14 protein-coding genes are annotated in these 20,884 nt (G+C 64.0%); 11 read left to right on the top strand and 3 right to left on the bottom strand.

Features of this window, described 5'->3' with window-relative positions; translation table 11 throughout:
- The first annotated feature begins 139 nt into the window (after positions 1–139).
- Complete coding sequence (locus ABIB58_RS10275; protein ID WP_354040714.1) at positions 140–3,001, top strand: TonB-dependent receptor; 2,862 nt, start codon at positions 140–142, stop codon at positions 2,999–3,001.
- A 108-nt stretch (positions 3,002–3,109) separates the two neighbouring features.
- Here the strand turns inward: ABIB58_RS10275 and ABIB58_RS10280 are convergent, their stop codons facing one another.
- Positions 3,110–5,317 (bottom strand): glycoside hydrolase family 88 protein, encoded by a 2,208-nt coding sequence (locus ABIB58_RS10280; RefSeq protein WP_231576606.1) that lies wholly within the window; start codon positions 5,315–5,317, stop codon positions 3,110–3,112.
- A gap of 212 nt (positions 5,318–5,529) precedes the next feature.
- On the opposite strand from ABIB58_RS10280, the gene ABIB58_RS10285 reads away from it, so the two are divergent.
- The 4 genes from ABIB58_RS10285 to ABIB58_RS10300 all read left to right on the top strand — a co-directional run bounded on the left by ABIB58_RS10285 (position 5,530) and on the right by ABIB58_RS10300 (position 10,175).
- Positions 5,530–6,927, top strand: coding sequence for a glycoside hydrolase family 28 protein (locus ABIB58_RS10285; protein ID WP_185224723.1), 1,398 nt, complete (start codon positions 5,530–5,532; stop codon positions 6,925–6,927).
- Between the two features lie 28 nt (positions 6,928–6,955).
- Positions 6,956–8,263, top strand: a complete 1,308-nt coding sequence (pelA, locus tag ABIB58_RS10290) for a pectate lyase (RefSeq protein ID WP_045810582.1) — start codon at positions 6,956–6,958, stop codon at positions 8,261–8,263.
- A gap of 182 nt (positions 8,264–8,445) precedes the next feature.
- Positions 8,446–8,871, top strand: a complete 426-nt coding sequence (locus ABIB58_RS10295; protein ID WP_045810581.1) for a DUF2231 domain-containing protein — start codon at positions 8,446–8,448, stop codon at positions 8,869–8,871.
- Between the two features lie 38 nt (positions 8,872–8,909).
- Complete coding sequence (locus ABIB58_RS10300) at positions 8,910–10,175, top strand: PQQ-dependent sugar dehydrogenase (protein WP_502909747.1); 1,266 nt, start codon at positions 8,910–8,912, stop codon at positions 10,173–10,175.
- Between the two features lie 122 nt (positions 10,176–10,297).
- On the opposite strand, the gene ABIB58_RS10305 is transcribed toward ABIB58_RS10300, so the two are convergent.
- On the bottom strand, positions 10,298–10,639 hold the full coding sequence (locus tag ABIB58_RS10305; RefSeq protein ID WP_045810579.1) for a TonB family protein: 342 nt from the start codon (positions 10,637–10,639) through the stop codon (positions 10,298–10,300).
- Between the two features lie 110 nt (positions 10,640–10,749).
- The gene (locus tag ABIB58_RS10310; protein WP_354040718.1) at positions 10,750–11,625 is read right to left on the bottom strand and encodes a LysR family transcriptional regulator; all 876 of its coding nucleotides are present in this window, start codon (positions 11,623–11,625) and stop codon (positions 10,750–10,752) included.
- Positions 11,626–11,740: 115 nt separating this feature from the next.
- On the opposite strand from ABIB58_RS10310, the gene ABIB58_RS10315 reads away from it, so the two are divergent.
- From ABIB58_RS10315 to ABIB58_RS10340, 6 genes are all read left to right on the top strand, one after another.
- Entirely contained in the window at positions 11,741–13,243 is a 1,503-nt protein-coding gene (locus ABIB58_RS10315) for a CoA-acylating methylmalonate-semialdehyde dehydrogenase (RefSeq protein WP_039245273.1), read from the top strand.
- 7 nt (positions 13,244–13,250) lie between these two features.
- Positions 13,251–14,387, top strand: a complete 1,137-nt coding sequence (locus tag ABIB58_RS10320; RefSeq protein ID WP_354040721.1) for an isobutyryl-CoA dehydrogenase — start codon at positions 13,251–13,253, stop codon at positions 14,385–14,387.
- Positions 14,384–15,433, top strand: a complete 1,050-nt coding sequence (locus tag ABIB58_RS10325) for an enoyl-CoA hydratase/isomerase family protein (protein WP_354040723.1) — start codon at positions 14,384–14,386, stop codon at positions 15,431–15,433. Before ABIB58_RS10320 ends, ABIB58_RS10325 begins: the two co-directional genes overlap by 4 nt.
- A 52-nt stretch (positions 15,434–15,485) precedes the next feature.
- Positions 15,486–16,388: a 3-hydroxyisobutyrate dehydrogenase gene (gene mmsB / locus ABIB58_RS10330; RefSeq protein WP_354040725.1), complete on the top strand. Its 903-nt coding sequence runs from the start codon at positions 15,486–15,488 to the stop codon at positions 16,386–16,388.
- Between the two features lie 356 nt (positions 16,389–16,744).
- Complete coding sequence (locus tag ABIB58_RS10335; protein ID WP_197071014.1) at positions 16,745–17,815, top strand: LacI family DNA-binding transcriptional regulator; 1,071 nt, start codon at positions 16,745–16,747, stop codon at positions 17,813–17,815.
- Between the two features lie 49 nt (positions 17,816–17,864).
- Positions 17,865–20,867, top strand: a complete 3,003-nt coding sequence (locus ABIB58_RS10340; protein WP_045810575.1) for a TonB-dependent receptor — start codon at positions 17,865–17,867, stop codon at positions 20,865–20,867.
- Positions 20,868–20,884 lie beyond the last annotated feature (17 nt).

Genomic DNA, 20,884 nt, shown 5'->3' on the forward strand with positions numbered 1-20,884 from the left:
GAATGTGACTAAACATGAATGACACCGGTAGCAGTCAAACGGCCAACTCGCTTTGACACCGGTGTCTCCCGTCAGCAGCGGGAGGCGTGAACGAGGGCGTTCGATCCTTGAAGCGCAACACTTGGGAGGAGAAACTAGAATGATCCAACGCCACAAATTCGCGCGCCACGCCCTGGTCGCCACCGCGTCGCTGGGAGCCCTAGCTCTCGCCATGATGGCGCATGACGCCGCCGCCCAAACGGCCGAGGTCGCTGCGCCTCAGACAGATGACGCTGCCAAGGTCGATGATATCGTCGTCACGGGCTTTCGGGCCAGCCTGCAGAATTCCTTGAACATCAAACGTCGTGAAGCCGGCGTCGTAGACGCCATTTCGGCGGAAGACATCGCGGATTTCCCCGACACCAATCTGGCCGAGTCGATCCAGCGCATTCCGGGCGTCTCGATCGACCGCGATGCAGGCGAGGGCCGGTCGATCACCGTCCGCGGGCTCAGCTCGGAATTTACCCGCACGCGGATCAACGGAATCGAGGCCCAGGCATCGACCGGCGCCACCGACTCGTCGGGCGGCGTGAATCGCGGTCGTGGTTTCGACTTCAACGTCTTCGCCTCAGAGCTCTTCAACAATATCACGGTGCGCAAGACCGCCTCGGCTGAGACGGAAGAGGGGTCGCTGGGGGCGACCGTCGATCTGCGCACCAGCCGTCCGTTCGACAAGATGGGTTTCCAAGGCGCGCTGTCGGGCCAGTATGGCTACAACGACTTATCGCAGGACTGGAGCCCGCGGTTCGCCGGTCTGATTTCGAACACCTGGGCGGATGACCAGATCGGCGCTCTGTTCTCGATCGCCTACAGCGAGCGTGACAGCCTGGAGGAAGGTTTCAGCTCGGTGCGCTGGGGACCTGCCAGCGCCGACGGCGGTTTCCAGAATGGCGCTGTCCTGCCGAACGCCGCGCGCACCTACCACCCTCGCATCCCGCGCTATGGCAGCCTGGAGCACAGCCAGGAACGTTTGGGCGCGACGCTGTCGGTGCAAGCCCGGCCCGGCAATGGTCCGACCCTGTTCACGATGGACATGCTGTACTCGAAGCTGGATTCGACCCGCAGCGAAAACTTCCTGCAAGCGTGGTCGCTCAGCCGTGGCGCCGATCAGGGCGGCAAGCCGCAGGTCGACATCATGAGCTTCGAGATCGATCCCGACACGGGAGAGATGATCTACGCTCAGCTCGACGACATGGACATCCGCAGCGAGCAGCGGTTTGACGAGCTGGAAACCGAATTCAAGCAGATGACCTTCGGGGTCGAGCACGAGTTTTCGGATCGGCTGCGGTTCGACGGCCTGATCGGTCGCGCGGAGTCCAGCTTCGCCAACCCGGTCCAGGTCAGCGCCATTATCGATCGACAGAACGTCGACGGCTATTCCTATGATTTCCGTCAGAACCGCAATCTGCCGGCGATCAACTGGGGCTTCAACGTCGCCGACCCCACGCAGTGGAGCGTCGTCGGCCCGACCGGCGCCCAGCCCCGCTCGGAACTGCGCATCAGTTCGAACTTCCAGGAAAACGTCTATACGACGGGTGAGGCCAACTTCGCCTTCGACGTAAGCGATTGGCTCACACTGAAAGCGGGTGTCAGCCGTAAGGAATACGAGTCGAGCAGCCGCGCCTTCGCGCGCCCGAACAACGCCAACGGTTCGCCAGCACTGCCGGCGGGCACGAGCATGGCTTCGGTCACCAATCTGCTGAGCGGCTTCGGTCGCAATCTCGATCTGCCGTCGGGCGCTGCGAGCAGCTGGGTTCGGCCGGACTTGGCTGCGTTGCAGACAGTCTGGAATTACAACTGCAACTGCGACACGGGCGTAGCAGGCGGTGACTTCCGACTGATCGGCCTGAACGGCAATCCGTCCACCTATGGCAACTGGCGTGACGTGACCGAGACCGACACCGGCGCCTATGTGCAGGCCGATTGGGACACGGAAATCATGGGTGTGCCTTTCCGAGGCAACGTCGGCGTACGTCAGGTCAAGACCGAGGTCGACGCCTTGGGTTATTCCAACGTCGGTGGTGTTGCGACGCCGGTCCGGGGCGAGAACGAATATGACGACACCCTGCCGTCGCTAAACGTCTCGATCGAGCCGATGAAGGATCTGATCGTGCGCGTGGGCGCCGCCAAGGTCATGGCGCGACCGCCTGTCACCAGTCTGGTTCCGGTCTTCACGCTGAGCGCGGCCGGAGCGGCGACCAATACGGCCTCGCTGGGCAATGTCGAGCTGGAACCCTACCGGGCGACGACCTACGACCTGTCGGTAGAATATTACTTCGCGCCTGAAGCTCTGCTGTCCTTCGCCTACTTCTACAAGGACATCTCGACCTATGTGCAGACGACCACCGAACCGCTGTCGTACAGCCAACTGACGGCCTTGAACCCTGTGGCCTTCCCGTCAGGCGGTCGTCCTGCCGGCGACATCTATCAGTTCAGCACGCCTACCAACACGCCGGGCGGCCCGCTGAAAGGCTTCGAGATCAGCTATCAGCAGACCTTCTCCTTCCTGCCCAGCCTGCTGTCGAATATCGGTACGCAGCTGAACTACACGCACGTTGAATCCGAGATTCAGTATTGCGTCACCGCAACCTGCGCGGCCTTTGTGACGGCGGATCTGGTCAACCTGTCGCCAAACGCCTGGAACGCGACGCTGTATTATGACGACGGCAAGTTCAATGCGCGTGTGTCGGCGGCCTATCGCGACACCTATTTCCAGAACGTGCCGGGTTCAAACGGCGCCACGGGTCTGATCCCGTATCAGGGCAAGACCGAAACTACGACGATCGACGCTTCAGCATCCTATAACCTGACCGATAACCTCAGTGTTTCTGTCGAGGGGCTGAACCTGACCGACGAAGCCAACCGTCAGAACCACGGCGACATCGGCCTGCCGCGTGACAGCACCTATGTCTATCACCACACTGGCCGCCAGGTTTACATCGGCGCGCGGTATCGCTTCTGATCCCAACAGATCGGCGAGATAAGACAGGCGGCGTCGGTATAACCGGCGCCGCCCTTCTTTTGACATCGGCCGAACCGCGCGACGCGGCGACAGAATTTCGCTTGCCGGCTAGTCGCCTTGGCGGAAATCGAACCTCTGGTTTGCGACGAAATCTTCCCAGGCGCTGCGCGTGGCGAAGTCCAGGCCGCGATCCCACGCCGATCCCATGTAGTAGGTGAACGACTGACCCGGCGTGACCCGCACCAGTATCAGATAGTTGTCGGCGTCTTCAGTGAAGCCCTCGACCGTTGCGGGATCAACCGCCAGGGCGATGCCAAGCGAGCCATGCTCGGGGTTTTCAGGCTCCCAGAACATCAGACGCCCGTGTGCGGCGTCGCGCGTGACGAAGCCTCGTCCGTTGTCGTTGCTGCGCTTCGAAATGCCGATCGCGACGATCAGCGGTGCGTCGGAGTTCGAGGTCAGAGTGGAGGTCATTCGCGTAAAGTTGGAGCCTAACGGAAGGCTGAACTCACGCCTTTCTGAAACCGTGCGCACGACGTCGACAGGCCAAGGCCGGTAGGTCACGCTGAACCGCGCCTCGTCGCCGCCGGTTTTCTCAATCTGGTAGGTGGAGAAGTTGCGACTGGTCCAGAGCTTGTTGTCGTACCAGATGCCCAGACCCCCGGCGCCTCTGCCGCGTCCCACGTCGTAATAATCCAGGCCTTCGCCGCGATCGACGTGATAGTTCGGGAACTTCAACTGGCGGTCCATGAAGGGATAGCGGACCCGTTTGGCCCACACATCGATGCCCGAGCCAGAGGGCGCCTCGCGCGCTTCAAGCGTGGGACCGTAAATGCGATGAGCGACGCGATCGTTTTCCCATAGCAGGTCATCCAAACGATCCGGCGCGAAGCGGGCGACCGCGCGCGGTCGCTGCTGGTCTTCCGGCGGCGGCTCCAGCGGTTCGATGGTCGAGGGTCGATTCAGAGCGGATGGATCGTAGGAGAACGCCGAGGTCGCACGCATTTCGGCGTCTCGACGTCGGATTTCTTCGGCGCCGACGACCGTCACGGGGGCGGGCGGGACAGGGGTGGTCGCAGCGATCACTTCGGCCGTGGCGCGCGTGGGTTCCGTTAATGGCAGAGAGCGAACTGGATCATTCAGAGACGCGACTTCCAGCCCGGCCAGAATATAGGTTCCTGAAGCATAGAGGCCGACGTCCTCAGGGTCGGTCGATACGGGCTGATCGCCGGTCCTCTGCGCCGCGCCCACCAGGCCGTTCGCAAGCACATGGCGGTTCAGCCCGGCCCAACCCTTCAACACGTGCGGCAGGTAGATGTCGCGATCCAGAAGGCCGTGATTGATCCCCCAGGCCAGAGCGTAGACATAAAAGACCGAGCCTGAGGTTTCAGCCTCGGGATAGGCTTCGGGATCCAGCAAGCTGGCGCGCCACAGTCCGTCTTCTTGTTGGAGACCTGCGATCCTGCCGGCCATCTTCTGGAAGAGGTCGACATAGAAGCCGCGCCCGGCCAAATCGGCAGGCACGGATTCCAGCCATCGCACCAAACCGCCCATGACCCAGCCATTGGCCCGCGACCAGTAGATGCGGTCGCCATCAGCGTCACGATGGTTCTCGTCCTTGAACCGTTCGTCGCGCAGAAAGAGTTTTTCGTCCTCCACCCACAGCCGCGCCGCTGTGCGTCGCCATTCCTTGTCTGCGGCGTTCAGATATTTCGGATCGCCTGTGATCGCGGTCATGCGGGCGAAGACCGGGGGCGCCATATAGAGCGCGTCGGCCCACCACCAGACCAGCGCCGGTGTGTCTTCCGCCCGGGCCAGATAGGGGACCTGCCAGTCCAGCCGCTGACGCAGCGGCATCAGCACGCCCTCCTGTCCACGACGCGCGTAGAGTTCTTCGTAGAGATCGCCGATCGCGATATCGTCGGCGTTCAGCATCGTCTTGCCCGAGCGCGCGCCCCGTACACTGTAGTTGTAGTGATCGGCCACGGCGCTCAAAAAGCGCAGGGTTCTCCTGTCGTCCGAGACGCGCGCAAGTCGCGAGGCGCCGACGTAAAAGGTGGCTGCGACCCAGTTCGACGACATCTGCGTCAGGTTGCTGCCCGTCGATAGAGCGAGCGGCTCGGCGGCCATGGCGGCGATTTGCGAGGAAGCAACATATTCGACAGCCGCCATCGTGCTCTCTCGAGACGGCACGCCTGCCACGTCGGTGTAAAGGGCGGGGCGATCGCGTTCAGCCAGCCATTCAGCCTCGACGCCCGGCGGCAAGGCTCCGGTCGTTTGCGCTAGAACGGGGCCGGACATGGCGGCCGAGCTCATCAGGACTGCTATCAGGCCAAGGCAGGGTCGGGTTGGCAGGGCCATGTTTCCTCCGGCGCTGCTCCGGGCGGCGCATGATGGTTGGTGGCCCACCTGGACAGCGAGCCGCAACGTAACCGGTGTCAAATTCTGACGATCAACTATCGGTATCTCTTGCCAGCCTTATATCGTCCACTATTGTGAGACGAAAGAACAGAATGTGGGAAATCTAGATGCGCGCCGATCGCCGCACGCTTCTGCAACTGGGTGTCGTCAGTGCCTTGACGCAAGCGACGCCGGCGTTTGCACAGTCGAGCCGTTCGCGCACCTTCGATGCGTCCGACTATGGCGCGATGGGCGACGGAGTGACCATCAACACGCGTCCTATTCAGGCCACCATCGACGCAGCGGCAGGGCAGGGCGGAGGGGTCGTGGTCCTGAAGCCCGGTCTGTATCTGTCAGGTTCGCTATTCGTGAAGTCGGGGGTGACCCTGTCGATCGAACGCGGCGCCACTCTGCGCGGCGTTCAGGATCTGGCCGCCTATCCGATGGTTCGCACGCGTGTTGCCGGCGTTGAGATGGACTGGCCCGCCGGCTTGCTGAATGTCTATCAGCAACAGAACGCCAAGATCACGGGCGAGGGTCTGGTCGATGGCGACGGCAAGCTCTTCTGGGACTCCTACTGGGCGCTGCGCCGCGATTATGATCCGCGCGACCTGCGATGGGCGGCTGACTACGACTGCCGCCGTCCGCGGTTGGTCCACGTTTACGATTCACAGCAGGTCGAGGTTTCCGGTCTGAATCTGGCGCGATCGGGCTTCTGGACCGTCCACGTCTGCTACTCGCGGGATGTGAAGGTCGCCGACCTGATCATCAGGAATAACATCGGCGGACGCGGACCTTCGACGGACGGCATCGACATCGACTCGTCGGAGCGGGTGTTGGTTGAGAGATGCGACCTGTCGGTCAACGACGACGCGATCTGCATCAAGGCCGGACGCGACTGGGACGGGCTGCGGGTAGCCCGGCCGTGCCGTCAGGTGAAGATTCGCGACTGCATCGTCCGTGACGCCCTGGCCGGGATGACCTTCGGATCGGAGACATCTGGCGGATTTGACGACATCGAAGTCTCTGGGCTGAGGATCGAGTATCCGGTGCCGCTGGGGATCTTCTTCAAATCAGGCCACACACGCGGCGGCGTGATCTCCAACATCCGCCTGCGCGACATCCATCTGCAGGACGTGCGCACATTGATGCAAGTGAACCTGAACTGGTACCCAAACTACAGCTACGCCCAGATCCCGCGCGGAATCGCGGACGTGCCGGATTACTGGCGCGCGCTCGCCACGCCCGTGCCGCGCGAACAGGGCATTCCCCGTATCCACGATGTTCGCCTGTCGAACATCAAGGCCGTCGGCGGCAAAGTCGGATTCGCCGCCGCCGCCTATCCCGAAGCGCCGCTGAAAGACTTCATTTTCGAACGGTTGGACTGGGATGTGCAGGATGCGGGCGCCATCGCCAATGCCGAGAACTGGCGCTTCCGCGATTGCAACATCGACACCCTGGACGGCCAAGGCCCCAAGGTGACCGCGTCGTCCGGCGTCACTGGGCTGCGATCCAGACAAGCATGAAAAACCAAAAATTGTGGGAGTTAGCGCGATGAAAATTCTATCCGCCTGTTCGATCCTGGCATTTGGCGTGGTCGCGCTTGTGGGGGGCGTTTCCGGCGTTGCTCAGGCTGAAGTCCTGCGGCTGAACACGCCGGCGGTGGGCCTGACCAGCGACAGGATCGGCGCCTTGCCCGACGCGGAGCGTGGTCCGTGGGCCGAGTATCTGGCACGCTCCCAGGCCCAGCATCTGGCCGACCGCGCTGCGCTCGCGGCCGAGCTTCCCGCTGGAGTGGCTCCGCCGCCGCCGCCCAAGGCCATCGGACCCGCACACTACAACATGCCGCTGGATCGGCCTGCCGACTGGTACGCCACGGCCGAAGCCCGGGCCGTCGCGGATGCGATCGTCAGTTTCCAGACCCCCGCCGGCGGATGGAGCAAAAACCAGGATCGCAGCATTGCGCGCCTGCCGGGTCAGCGGTTCTCCAACGACGCCGAAACCATGGAGCAGAACCCGGCGAACTTCGATGCGCCGGCGGATCGCTTCTGGACCTTCGTTGGCACGTTGGATAACGAGGCGACGTGGTCGGAAATGCGTTTCCTGGCCAAGGTCGCCGCCTACGCGCCGGGACGCGGCGGCGACGCCTGGCGCGCCAGCGTGATCCGAGGCGTGCGCTATTTGCTGAACGCGCAATATCCCAATGGCGGCTGGCCTCAGATCTGGCCGCTCGAAGGCGGCTTCCACGACTCAATCACATTCAATGACAATGCGGTGGCGAACGCGGCCATGCTGCTTCGTGATGTCGCCCATGGCGCTGAGGGCTTCGACTTCGTGCCGGCTGACTTGGAGACACAGGCGGCCGAGGCGACCCAAAAGGCGATCGAGGTGATCCTCGCGGCCCAGGTGCGTCAAGGGGATCGCCTGTTGGGCTGGCCGCAGCAGGTCGAGCCCATGCGGCTGGTGCCAACAAGCGCTCGGAACTACGAGCCGCGATCCATCGCAAGCGGCGAAACAACCGATATCCTGATCTTCCTGATGGGCGAGGAGAACCCGTCGCCGGAGATCAAGGCCGCCGTCCGCGGCGCCGCCGAATGGCTTGAGGCGGTGCGTGTCTATGACAAGTCATTCGAAATGACCGACGACGGACGCAAGCTGATCGACAAGGCCGGGGCGGGTCCGATCTGGTCTCGCAACTACGATCTGGTGACCGGGCGTCCGATCTTCGGCGACAAGGATCAGACCATCCACGACGATGTGAATGAAATCTCCGTCGGAAGACGCAACGGCTATTCCTGGTGGATATCTTCGCCGCAGAAGGCGTTGGACCTTTACGCCGCTTGGTCCAATCGGGTCGGGTAAAGCCGAGACGCTGATCGGCATTGTCGATGGGGGCTGACGGCGCATCCGCGACGCAATGTGTGGGGCGCCAAGCGAGAACGCTTTCTTCGCTCCGGCCCTGCAAGATCGGCGCGGCAAAAGCCGATGTGAACCATTTCCCGTTCAGACGGTTAGCCAAGCCAGACTTTACGGAGAGGGCTGGCATGAGCACCCATGGACTGAAGGATGCGGTCGTTCGACCGTTGCATTGGATACTGCTGGCGTTTCCGATCGCGCTATTCACCTTCGCCCTGTTCACCGACATCGCCTATCTGAAGACGGCGGAGGTCCAGTGGACGAACTTCTCGGCCTGGCTGATCACCGGAGCGCTGGTATTCGGCGGTGTCGCCGGCCTGTTTTCGATCTTCGATTTCGTCGTCGGCCTGCGCCACGGGCGGTCACGGCGGGCGACGGTGCATCTGGTCGCGCTTGCGCTGGCCTGGGTGTTGGGGCTGGTGAACGCCTTCAAACACAGCCAAGACGCGTGGAGCTCCGTCGGAGCCTTCGGTCTTATCCTTTCGATCCTCTGCACAATCCTGGTCCTGGTCGCTGGCTGGACCGCCTATGCCGCGCGGGAGAGCGTCCGATGAACAAGAACCTGCTCGCCGCCAGCGCCGCCACCCTGGCCATGGCCCTGACGGTCGCATCGTGCGGCAACGCCAGCGACCCGAAACTGAACCAGACCGGCGCGACGCCCGACCTGCCCAAAATCAACGAGACGCTGGTCCCGCCGATGAAGATCAGCCCGCCGGCAGGTTGGAACGGCGAGACGCCGACGGTGCCGCAAGGCTTTACGATCAGCGCCTTCGCCACCGATCTCAAAATCCCGCGTCAGATGCTTGTCCTGCCCAATGGCGATGTGCTGATCGCAGAGGGGCGCGGCGGCCATGCGCCCGCCATGCGGCCCAAGGATGTGATCGCCGGCGTCATCAAGAAGCAGGGCAACACCAAGATCAAAGGCGGCAATCGCATCACCCTGGTGCGCGACGCGAACAACGACGGCACGCCCGAATTGCGGACCGTTCTGGTGGACAACCTCGATGCGCCCTACGGCCTAGCCTATGTCGACGGCTATCTCTATGTCGCCGAACAGGGGGCGCTGGTTCGCTTCGCCTTCCAGCCGGGCCAGACCGGTATCGCCACGCCCGCCGAGCGGGTGACGGAGCTGCCGTCGCGCATCAACCACCACTGGACCAAGTCCCTGACCGCCAGCGCGGACGGGTCGAAGCTGTATGTCGGCACCGGCTCGAACTCCAATATCGGTGAGCGCGGCATGGCGGTCGAAGAAGAGCGCGCCACGGTGTGGGAGATCGACCGGGCGACCGGCGCACGGCGCACCATCGCCACCGGCATTCGCAATCCGACGGCCCTGGCCATCGAGCCCACGACCAATCTGTTGTGGTCGGTCGTCAATGAGCGGGATGAACTGGGGCCGCAACTGGTCCCGGATTATCTGACCCAAGTGCGGGACGGGGCCTTCTACGGCTGGCCCTACAGCTACTGGGGCCAGAACCGCGATCCGCGCGTGATGCCTCAGAATCCCGAGATGGTCGCCAAGGCCATTCGGCCAGATTACGCCTTGGGATCGCACGTCGCCGCCCTGGGCCTGGATTTCGCCCGCAATGGCGGTTTTGGCGGGTCGTTCGCCAACGGCGCCTTCATTGGCATGCACGGCAGTTGGAACCGCCAGGATCCGTCCGGCTACAAGGTCGTCTGGGTGCCGTTCAACGCCGGTCGTCCAGCGGGTCAGCCCGTCGATTTCGCCACGGGCTTCCTGAAGGACGGCAAGGCGCGCGGACGCCCGGTCGGCGTCGCGTTCGATGGCACCAAACGTGTCCTGTTCGTCGCCGACGACCTGTCGAATACGGTGTGGCGCATCGCGCCTGCGCGATAGGCCGGCTTTTCCCTCGTCCAGCAAGGGCGAGGGAAATCGTTCATGTCTTCGAGACCTAGCCGAATAAGAAAAGTCCCCGGCTGCAAGCAACCGGGGACCTTGCCTATGGGGAGAGCTTTGACTTACGGCGTGAAGTCGATGGTGCGTTCGAAGGGCGCATCGACCGGACGGCCACGATCCATGATCGGCGTGACCTCGGCGCCGTTCATCAGGGCCAGGGCGGCTTCGCCAAAGCCCATGCCCGGACGGGTTTCTTCCAGCACGACGCAGTCGGTAACATGGCCAGATGCCAGGGCGGTGCAGCGCAGGCGCACGCTAAAGCGGTCGGTGCTCTGGGCCTTCGGCGCTACGGCGCGTTCGATGGCGGGTTGAGGCGCGCTGTACAGGGCCGCGTCCTTGAGCAGCGGTCCAGTCGGGGCGCCCATCAGGGCCGTCATCAATGTCAGGCTGAAGGTCAGTGTCATGGCAGGCCTCGTTCGTCTTCTATTAAGATTTGAACGAGATCTCCGTTCCCCGAACGTTCAAAAACGCGCGGGTGTGTTCGGCGAACCACACTTCGATTTCTCTGCTGACGTCAGAATGGCCTCAAGCTCGACTGTTGTTCTTCGCACAGGGTCTTCAGCCACGAACGCACGGTGCGCAAACGTGCGGTGTCGTGAACGTCGCGGTGGGTGGCCAGCCAGAAGCGACGCTCGATCAGGATCGACGGCAGCACGCGCACCAGACCCTCGGCCAGGAAGCACGGCAGGACGCCGACGCCGCCTCCCGCGGCGATGATCTCCCGCTGCGCCCGGATCGAAGATGAGGCGACGTGGGGCGCGAGGCCCGGCTGGACCTCGTCCAGATAGCGCAGCTCGGGCGCATAGATCAGATCGTCGATATAGCCGACGATGTCGAAGCGGCTCAGGTCGTCGACGGTGTCCGGAACGCCGTTGCGTTGCAGGTGATCGGGCGAGGCGTAGAGGGCCAGCTGATACGGCGTCAGCGGCTCGACGATCAGACGTGCAGCATGTGGCGCGGCCAGGGTGATCGCCATGTCGACCTCGCGGCGCGTCGGCGACAGAAAGCCGGAGGTCGCCGCTAGTTCGATCCTGAGGCCCGGATGAGCCAGACGCAGCGCGGGCAGGGCGGGCGCCATCAGGGTGACGCCAAACCCCTCGGACGCGCTGACGCGCACGACGCCGGCGGGCGCGTCGGGCTGGGTCACGCGATCGACGGCCTCCATCGCGCTTTCGGCCTCCAGACCGATGTCGAGCAATTGGGCGCCGGCGGCGGTCAGCTGAAGGCCGGTGGTCGAGCGGACGACCAGGGTGGATTTCAACGCGCTTTCCAATCGGGCGACCCGACGCCCGACCGTGGCGGCGTCGACGCCCAGCCGCTGCGCCGCGCCGCCCAGCGAGCCTGCGCGCGCGGCGGCGATGAAGATGCGCAGATCGTCCCAGTCATACATGTGTCAAACTGTAATGCAAAAACGCAGAGTGCTGCCTGCAACTTTGCATTATCGACAGGCGCGCAGCGGTGATAGCCATAGCCGCAACAAAAGAACCAACAGGGACACCCAGGCCATGCGCGACATTCGCCACTTCATCGACGGTGCGGCTTTCGACGGCGCGTCCGGACGCTTCAGCGACGTGTTCAATCCCAACACCGGCGATGTACAGGCTCGTGTGCAACTGGCGACGACGGGCGAGGTCGATCGTGCGGTCCAGGCGGCGCAGAACGCCTTTGACGGTTGGGCCTCGACCAATCCTCAACGCCGCGCCCGCGTCATGTTCGACTTCAAACGCCTGGTTGAGGCGCGGATGGACGAACTGGCCGAACTGCTGTCCAGCGAGCACGGCAAGGTCATCGCTGACTCCAAGGGCGACATCCAACGCGGCCTGGAAGTGATCGAGTTCGCCTGCGGCATCCCGCACGCGCTGAAGGGTGAATACACTCAAGGCGCCGGCCCCGGCATCGACGTCTATTCGATGCGCCAGCCGCTGGGCGTGGTGGCGGGTATCACTCCGTTCAACTTCCCGGCCATGATCCCGATGTGGATGTTCGGCGTGGCCATCGCGGTGGGCAACACCTTTGTCCTGAAGCCGTCCGAGCGCGATCCGTCGGTGCCGGTGCGTCTGGCCGAACTGATGCTGGAAGCCGGAGCGCCGAACGGCGTGCTGAACGTGGTGCATGGCGACAAGACGGCGGTGGACGCCATCCTGACTCATCCGTTGGTTCACGCCGTCAGCTTCGTCGGCTCATCCGACATCGCCCACTATGTCTATCAGACCGGCGCCGCCAACCATAAGCGCGTCCAGGCCATGGGCGGCGCCAAGAATCACGGCATCGTCCTGCCCGACGCCGACATGGATCAGGTGATCAAGGATCTGTCCGGCGCGGCCTATGGCTCGGCGGGCGAACGCTGCATGGCGCTGCCGGTCGTGGTGCCGGTCGGCAAGAAGACCGCCGACGAACTGCGCGAGCGGATGGTCGCCGAGATCCCCTCGATGCGGGTCGGCGTCTCGACCGATGCGGGCGCCCACTATGGCCCCGTCGTCACCGCCCAGCACCGCGAGCGTGTCGCGGGCTGGATCGAAAAGGGCGTGCAGGAAGGCGCCGAACTGGTCGTCGACGGCCGCGACTTCAGCCTGCAAGGTCACGAGAAGGGCTATTTCATCGGCCCGTCGCTGTTCGACCATGTGAAGCCCGAGATGTCCTCCTATCAGGAAGAAATTTTCGGTCCGGTGCTGCAGATCGTACGCGCCGAGACGTTCGAGGAGGCGCTGGCCCTGCCGTCGAACCACCAATACGGCAACGGCGTCGCCATCTTCACCCAGAACGGCCGCGCGGCGCGCGACTTCGCCGCTCGGGTCAATGTCGGCATGGTCGGGATCAATGTGCCGATCCCGGTGCCGGTCGCCTATCACACCTTCGGCGGCTGGAAGCGTTCGGCCTTCGGCGACATCAACCAGCACGGCATGGAGGGCGTCCGCTTCTGGACCAAGACCAAGACCGTGACGGCCCGCTGGCCGGACTCGGCGCTGGAGCATTCGGACAGCTCGTTCGTCATTCCGACGATGCGCTGAGGCCGCCATGGATTTCGCTCTCAACGACGATCAGCGCGCCATTCAGGACGCCGCCCGCGCCTTTGCCGAGGCCGAACTGGCGCCGCATTCGGCGCGCTGGGACGAGGACAAGCATTTCCCCGTCGAGGTGATGAAACAGGCGGCCGAGATGGGCTTCTGCGGCATCTATACGGCTGAGGAGCACGGCGGCATGGCCTTGGGCCGGGTCGAGGCGGCTGTGATTTTCGAAGAGCTGTCGCGCGGCGACGTGGCGACGGCGGCCTTCATCTCGATCCACAACATGGCGACGTGGATGATCGATCGCTTCGGGTCGGGCGACCTGCGCGGCCGGTTCGTGCCGTCGCTGGTCGGGATGGAGAAGATCGCCTCCTACTGCCTGACCGAGCCGGGGTCGGGGTCCGACGCGGCGGCGCTGCGGACGACGGCCGTGCGCGACGGCGACCATTATGTGCTGAACGGCTCCAAGGCCTTCATCTCCGGCGCGGGCACGTCCGACGTCTATGTCGTCATGGTCCGTACGGGCGGCGAGGGGCCGAAGGGCGTGAGCGCGATCGTGGTCGAAGCCGGCACGCCCGGCCTGTCGTTCGGCGCGCAGGAAAGGAAGATGGGCTGGAACGCCCAGCCGACCGCCATCGTCCAGTTCGACGACTGCCGCGTGCCGGTCGCCAATCTGTTGGGCGAGGAGGGGGCGGGTTTCAAATACGCCATGGCCGGACTGGACGGCGGGCGGCTGAACATCGCCGCCTGTTCGCTGGGCGGGGCGCGGCTGGCGCTGGAGACGGCGCAGGAGTACGTCGCCACCCGCAAACAGTTCGGCCGTCCGATCGGCGAGTTTCAGGCGCTGCAGTTCCGGCTGGCGGACATGGCCACGGACCTGGAGGCGGCGCGGCTGATGGTGCTGCGCGGCGCCTGGGCCATCGACACCGACCATCCGGAAAAGACGAAGTGGTGCGCCATGGCCAAGCGCCTGGCCACCGACGCCTGTTTCCAGATCGCCGACGAGGCCCTGCAACTGCACGGCGGCTATGGCTATCTGAAGGACTATCCGCTGGAACGGATCGTGCGCGACCTGCGGGTTCACCGTATCCTTGAAGGTACGAACGAGATCATGCGGGTGATCATCGCGCGGGAGATGACCAAGTGAGCGAGGCCGAGGTCGTCACCCGGATCGAAAACGGCGTCGGTCGCATCACTCTGAACCGGCCCAAGGCGATCCATGCCCTGAACCGGGCAATGTGCGAGGCGATGACCGAGGCGCTGCTGGCCTGGCGCAGCGACGCGGCTGTCCAGTCCGTGCTGATCGACCACGCCGGCGAGCGGGGTTTTTGCGCGGGCGGCGACATTCGCATGATCGCCGAAAGCGGTGCGGGCGATGCGTCGGAGGCCAAGGCCTTCTTCCTGGCCGAGTACCGGCTGAACCACCTGATGTTCGATTATCCCAAGCCGATCATCGCCATCGTGGACGGCATCGTCATGGGCGGCGGGGTCGGCATCTCTGAGCCAGCCGACATTCGTGTGGCGACCGAGCGCACCACCTACGCCATGCCCGAAACTGGGATCGGCCTTTTTCCGGACGTGGGCGGCGGCTGGTTCCTGCCGCGCCTGCCGGGCCAGACCGGCGTCTGGCTGGCGCTGACAGGCGCCCGGCTGAAGGCGGCGGATACGGTGGCCCTGGGCATCCATACGCACTTCGTGTCCGCAGATCGCGTCGATGCGTTGAAGGCCGATCTGATGCGCGAGCCCGCCGATCCGTCGTCGGTCGTGACGCGCCACGCGGGTGACGCCGGGCCTGCGCCGCTGTCGGCCCACCGCGAGGCCATCGACCGGCTGTTCGCCTTCGACACGGTTGAAGAGATTTTCCAGGCGCTTGAGGCGGACGGCTCGGACTGGGCGCTGACGCAGCTGGAAACCCTGAAGACCAAGTCGCCGCAGTCGCTGAAGGTCTCGCTGCGCCAGATCCGGACGGGCGCGACGCTGAACAGCTTCGCCGATAATATGGCGATGGAATACGCCCTGGGCGGCCGCGTGGTATCCACCCACGACTTCCAGGAAGGCGTGCGGGCGGTGATCGTGGACAAGGACAATGCGCCGAAATGGTCCCCGGCGGACCTGTCGGGCGTTACGAACGAGACGCTGGATGCGCTGTTCGCGCCGTTGCCGGACAATGAAAAATGGACGCCGCTGGCCTGACCACGTCCCCGCTTTCGCGGGGATGAGCGGACGACAAAAAGGGAGAGAGACCATGACCAAGATCGCCTTCATCGGCCTGGGCAATATGGGCGGCGGCATGGCCGCGAACCAGGCCAAGGCGGGCCATGCGGTCGCCGCCTTCGATCTGTCGGCGCAGGCGCTGGAACGGGCCGGAGCGGCAGGCTGCGTCGCGGTCGGATCGGTCGCCGAGGCGGTCAAGGACGCCGAGGTCGTGATCACCATGCTGCCGGCCGGGCCACACGTGCTGAAGGTCTATTCCGAACAGATCATCGGCGCGGCGCCGTCGACCGCGCTGCTGCTCGACTGTTCGACCATCGATGTCGAAACCGCTCGCAAGGTCGCCGGTCTTGCCAAATCGGCCGGTTACGCCTTCGCCGACGCGCCCGTGTCAGGCGGCACGGCGGCGGCGGATGCGGGCACGCTGGCCTTCATGGTCGGCTGCGACGAGGGCGACTTCGACCGCGTCGAGGCGGCGCTGGAACCCATGAGCCGCATCACCATCCGCGCGGGCGATCATGGGGCGGGGCAGGCGGCCAAGATCTGCAACAACATGCTGCTGGGCATCTCCATGCTGGGCACGTGCGAGGCCATCGCCCTGGCCGAGAAGCTGGGTCTGGATCCCGAACGGTTCTTCGAGATCGCGTCCAAGTCGTCGGGTCAGTGCTGGAGCGTGACCAGCTATTATCCCTGGCCGGGTCCGGTGCCGACCGCGCCGTCCAACCGCGACTATCAGGGCGGGTTCGCCACGGCCATGATGTTGAAGGACCTGAAGCTGGCCCAGGACGCAGCGGCGAAATCCGGCGCCTCGACGCCTCTGGGCGCACAGGCCGAGGCGCTTTACGCCCTGTTCGACGGGATCGGGCACGGCGGCCGCGATTTCTCCGCCATGCTGCAGATGCTGCGCGGCAAGCTGGATGAGCTTAACCCGGCATAGATTCGTCTTTCGCATTGTGATTGCGGCCCGTGCAGCTTCGGCGGCGCGGGCCTTTTCGTATGAGGCCGCAGCCGCGACGCAGATCGCCGACGGCTGGTGCGACCAAGGCGCGCGCCCACCGCGTTCGCCTTATTCCGTTCGCCGGAAGGAGCCTGCGAAGAGTGAAGCTAAAGCAGCGGCTTAGCGCCCGTGGCTCGTTGGGACGGCTCGAGCAGAGATCGAAAATCGCCCGAAATTTGGCCGAACGGCGCTTGCGGCGCACATCGCTCCTGTGTCATGTAACCGCTTACATCGCTTATCGACGGATCTTCGAAAAGGGGCCGGGACGATAGGGAGCAGGGAGAATTTAATTGGACATGGCCGCGCCTAGCGCTGCGTCTGCACGGCAGGAGGGCCAGCCCTTCGCCAAGGCCGCCACCATGCGCGACGTCGCCGAACGCGCCAATGTATCGGTGGCGTCCGTGTCTCGTGTACTGAACGGCTTGGGCGTGACCTCGGACGCGACGCGCCAGCGCGTGCTCGATGCGGTCGAGGATCTTCGCTACGTCCCTCACTTCGGCGCCCGCAGCTTGTCGACCAGCAAGAACGACACGATCGGCGTCATCCTGCCTGACCTGTTCGGCGAGTTCTTCTCCGAGTTGATCCGGGGCATGGACCTGGCCGCCCGCGCTCACGGCAAGCACCTGATCGTCTCCAGTTCGCATGACGGCGCGGAAGACACCTTGGCGGCCGTACGTTCGATGCGCGGGCGGGTGGACGGCATGATCGTGCTGTCGCCGCATCTGGGCGCGGCGAACCTGTCGTCAGAGTTCGCCGGTCGGATGCCGGTCCTGCTGATGAACGGCGGCGCGGCCGAGCCCGGCCGGGCGTCCATCATGATCGACAACCACGGCGGCGCCGTCGGCGCGGTCCAGCATCTGCTGTCCACTGGCCGCAGGCGGATCGCCCACATTCGCGGCGCCGCCGGCAATATCGAGGCGGACACGCGCGCGGCCGGCTATACGGCGGCGTTGGACGGTCATGACCCGATCATCGTCGAGGGCGACTTCTCTCAGGCCTCGGGGCACCGCGCCGCGACCCAGCTTCTGGCTATGACGGAGCGGCCCGACGCCGTTTTCGCCGCCAATGACATGATGGCTGTCGGGGCGCTTCTGGCCTTCCAGGAGGCCGGCGTGCGCTGTCCTGAGGACATCGCCGTCGTCGGCTTCGACGACGTGCCCATCGCCGCGCTGATGCGGCCTGCGCTGACGACCATGCGCGTCAATATCGCGGAAATCGGCCGTAGGGGCGTCGAACGCCTGATCGGCCTGGTCCAGGCCGGCGCGACCGCCGACGCCACGGACACCGCTTGCGAAATCGTTCGGCCGATCCTGGTCGAACGCCAGTCCACCGCGGCGGCCTCGTCCGCCAGGTTCAACAAAGGGTAGGCCAGCCATGTCGCTGAAAACCGATCCCATCAGGAGGGGAGAGCTCAGGATGACCCAGTTCAACACGCGTAAGGCCGCCTTGGCCGCCGCATCGGCGCTTGCCATCAGCATGGCGGTCGTCGGCGGCGCGCAGGCGCAGAACGCAACGACGACGTTGCGCGGCGCGGTCTATGACGGCCAGACCGTCGAGACGGGCGCGACGGTCGTCGCGACCGAAGTCTCCACCGGTTATGCGACACGCGCGCGCGTCGGCGCCGATGGTCGTTATGTTTTGTCCGGCCTGCGCCCCGGCACCTATCGCGTGCAGGTCACCAGCGCGGACGGCCAGACGGCGGAAGAAACCGTGACCCTGTCCCTGGGTCAGGTCGGCACGTTGAACCTGGATGTCGCCGGAGCGACGACGACAGCCGCCACCGACGGCGCGACTGAGCTCGGCGACATCGTGGTCACCGGCCGCCGGGTCTTCGAGGTGCGCACGCCCGAAGTCGCCACCAACGTGACCCAGCAGCAGATCAATAACCTGCCGCAGATCAGCCGCAACTTCCTGAACTTCGCCGCCCTGGCGCCGGGTCTTCGCGTGACCGAGGACGACACCGAGCGGACGATCTCGGCCGGCGGCCAGACCGCTCAGGCAATTAACGTCTTTATCGACGGCCAGAACCGCAAGTCGCTGATTAACGACGGCGGTGTCGCCGGTCAGGACGACAGTCGCGGCACGCCGTTCCCGCAGGGCGCCGTGCAAGAGTTCCGCGTCATCAGCCAGAACTTCAAGGCCGAGTACGAACAGGCCGGTTCGGCCATCATCACCGCCGTCACGCGCTCGGGCACGAACGAGTTTCACGGCGACGTCTTCGCCTACTATCAGGATCCCGGCTGGATTGCTCAGGATGTGATTTCGGAACGTCGCGGCGACGCCAAGGCGCCTCTGAAGCGCATCCAGTACGGCGCCAGCCTGGGCGGCCCGATCATTCAGGACCGGCTGCACTTCTTCGGCGCCTATGAGCGCAAGGACGAAGAGCGCATTTCGCAGTCCTTCCTCAACCGCACCGAATACACCAGCTTCTTCGCCAACGACCTGGGCACGACCTCGACGCCTTATGAGCAGGACGTCTTCTTCGGCAAACTGTCCTGGCAGATCAACGACCGCCAAAGGCTGGAACTGAGCAGCGAGTACAAGACGGAAGAAGATATCCGCGGAGCCAGCGGCCAGAATGCGCCCAGCCGCGCGGCGCGCAACAACGGCGAAAATATCGCCTTCAATCTGCGCCATCAGTATCAGGGCGATCGCTTCCTTAACGAGTTCGCGATCGATTACTTCACGTCAAGCTATGAACAGTCGGTGATCAATGGGTCCGACTATGGGCGCCAATACGTAATCTTCCGCGACGACAGCGCAGCGACGCCGGGGTTCCAGTATAACTTCAACAACCGCGACTCTACCGTATTCACGGCCGGCGGGCGGGCTGATGCTCAGTTCCTCGAGCAGAAGAGCACCACGATCCGTAACGATCTGACCATTCCGGATCTGGAGTGGATGGGTACGCACACGATCAAGATCGGTGCGAAATACTCGATGCAGAACTATTTCGTTCAGAAGGATTTCGGGCGTAACCCCACCTTTACCTACGACATCGAAGCTCGCCCCGAGATCAACGGCAGCCGCGATATCCCCGTCTCGGTTGACCTGGGAGTCGCCGTTCCGCCTGCGGACGTCGATAACAATGTTCTAGGCCTATACATTCAGGACGACTGGCAGATCACCTCCAAGCTGGAGCTGAACCTCGGCATTCGCTGGGATTACGAGGACAATGCGGTCAACAACGACTACCGCACGCCTGATTCCATTCGCAACATGCTGGCCGCGATCCAGAACCTGCCGAACTACGACTTCCCGTCGTATTTCAACCCGGCGGATTATATTTCCGATGGTGATCGCAAGGCCTTCAAGGGCGCGTTCCAACCGCGCTTCGGCTTCTCCTACGACGTCTTCGACGATGAGCGGACGGTCATCTTCGGCGGTGCCGGCCGCTACTACGATCGTATCGGCTTCAACTTCGCGTTCGACGAGCGGTTCAAGCCCTTCCAGTTCAACAAGACGATCTACTTCTCGAACACGGGCGGGCCTCGTGGCGGTGTCCAAACCATCGCCTGGAACCCGAGCTATCTGACGCCGCAGGGTCTTGATCCCCTGCTGGCGGCCAGCCCGGGCGCCGGCGAAGTCTTCCTGGTGCAGAACGACTTCGAGCCGCCTCGCACCGATCAGTTTAGCTTGGGCGTGCGCCAGAAGATCGGTATGTTCCAGACGGCGCTGACGCTTGCAGCCGGCAAGACGAGAGGCGAATCCAGCTGGTATATCGCCAATGCCCTGACGGAGACGGGCGGACGGTTCAACGGTCCGACGCCGGGATCGGTGGGCTTCCCGCAGTTCCGCAACCTGATCTTCTTCCAGAACACGGATAAAGAGCGCGACTACAAGGCGATCTACTTCACGGCCGACAAGCACTACAACGCCGAAGATCGCTGGGGCGTAAACATCGCCTATACCTATATGGACGCCACCCAGAACGGCAGCCGCGACTCCGGCTATGGCGCCTTCGACTTCGATTACAATGTGCCTGGACAGTCGCCTGAGTTCCCGTCGAACACCGACGAAACGCATCGTATCGTGGCGTCCGGCACCATCGGTCTGCCCGCGGACTTCCTGCTGTCAGGCATCGTGACCCTGGGTTCGGGCTTGCCCTACACCGTGTTCGACTGCCCGAACGCTCCCGCCGGCGGCCCGAACATTTGCTGGAACGGCGGTCGTCCGGACAAGCGCGCCTTCTTGCCCGGTCTGAACTTCGCCTACCGCCAGATCGACTTGCGTCTGACGAAGGGCTTCGAAGTCTATGGCGGCCAGAAGGTGGAGTTCATCGTGGATGCGATCAACATCTTCAACTTCACCAACTACAAGTCCTTCGATCAGGGCTTCAACAGCCCGCGCTTCGGCATGGGGACGGAACAGTATCTGCCGACCCGCAGCTTCCAGGTCGGCCTGCGTTACTCCTTCTAAATCCTGAGCCTGGGCCG

Origin of the sequence: Brevundimonas sp. UYEF29, from assembly GCF_040546195.1 — a bacterium.
Lineage (GTDB): Bacteria > Pseudomonadota > Alphaproteobacteria > Caulobacterales > Caulobacteraceae > Brevundimonas > Brevundimonas huaxiensis.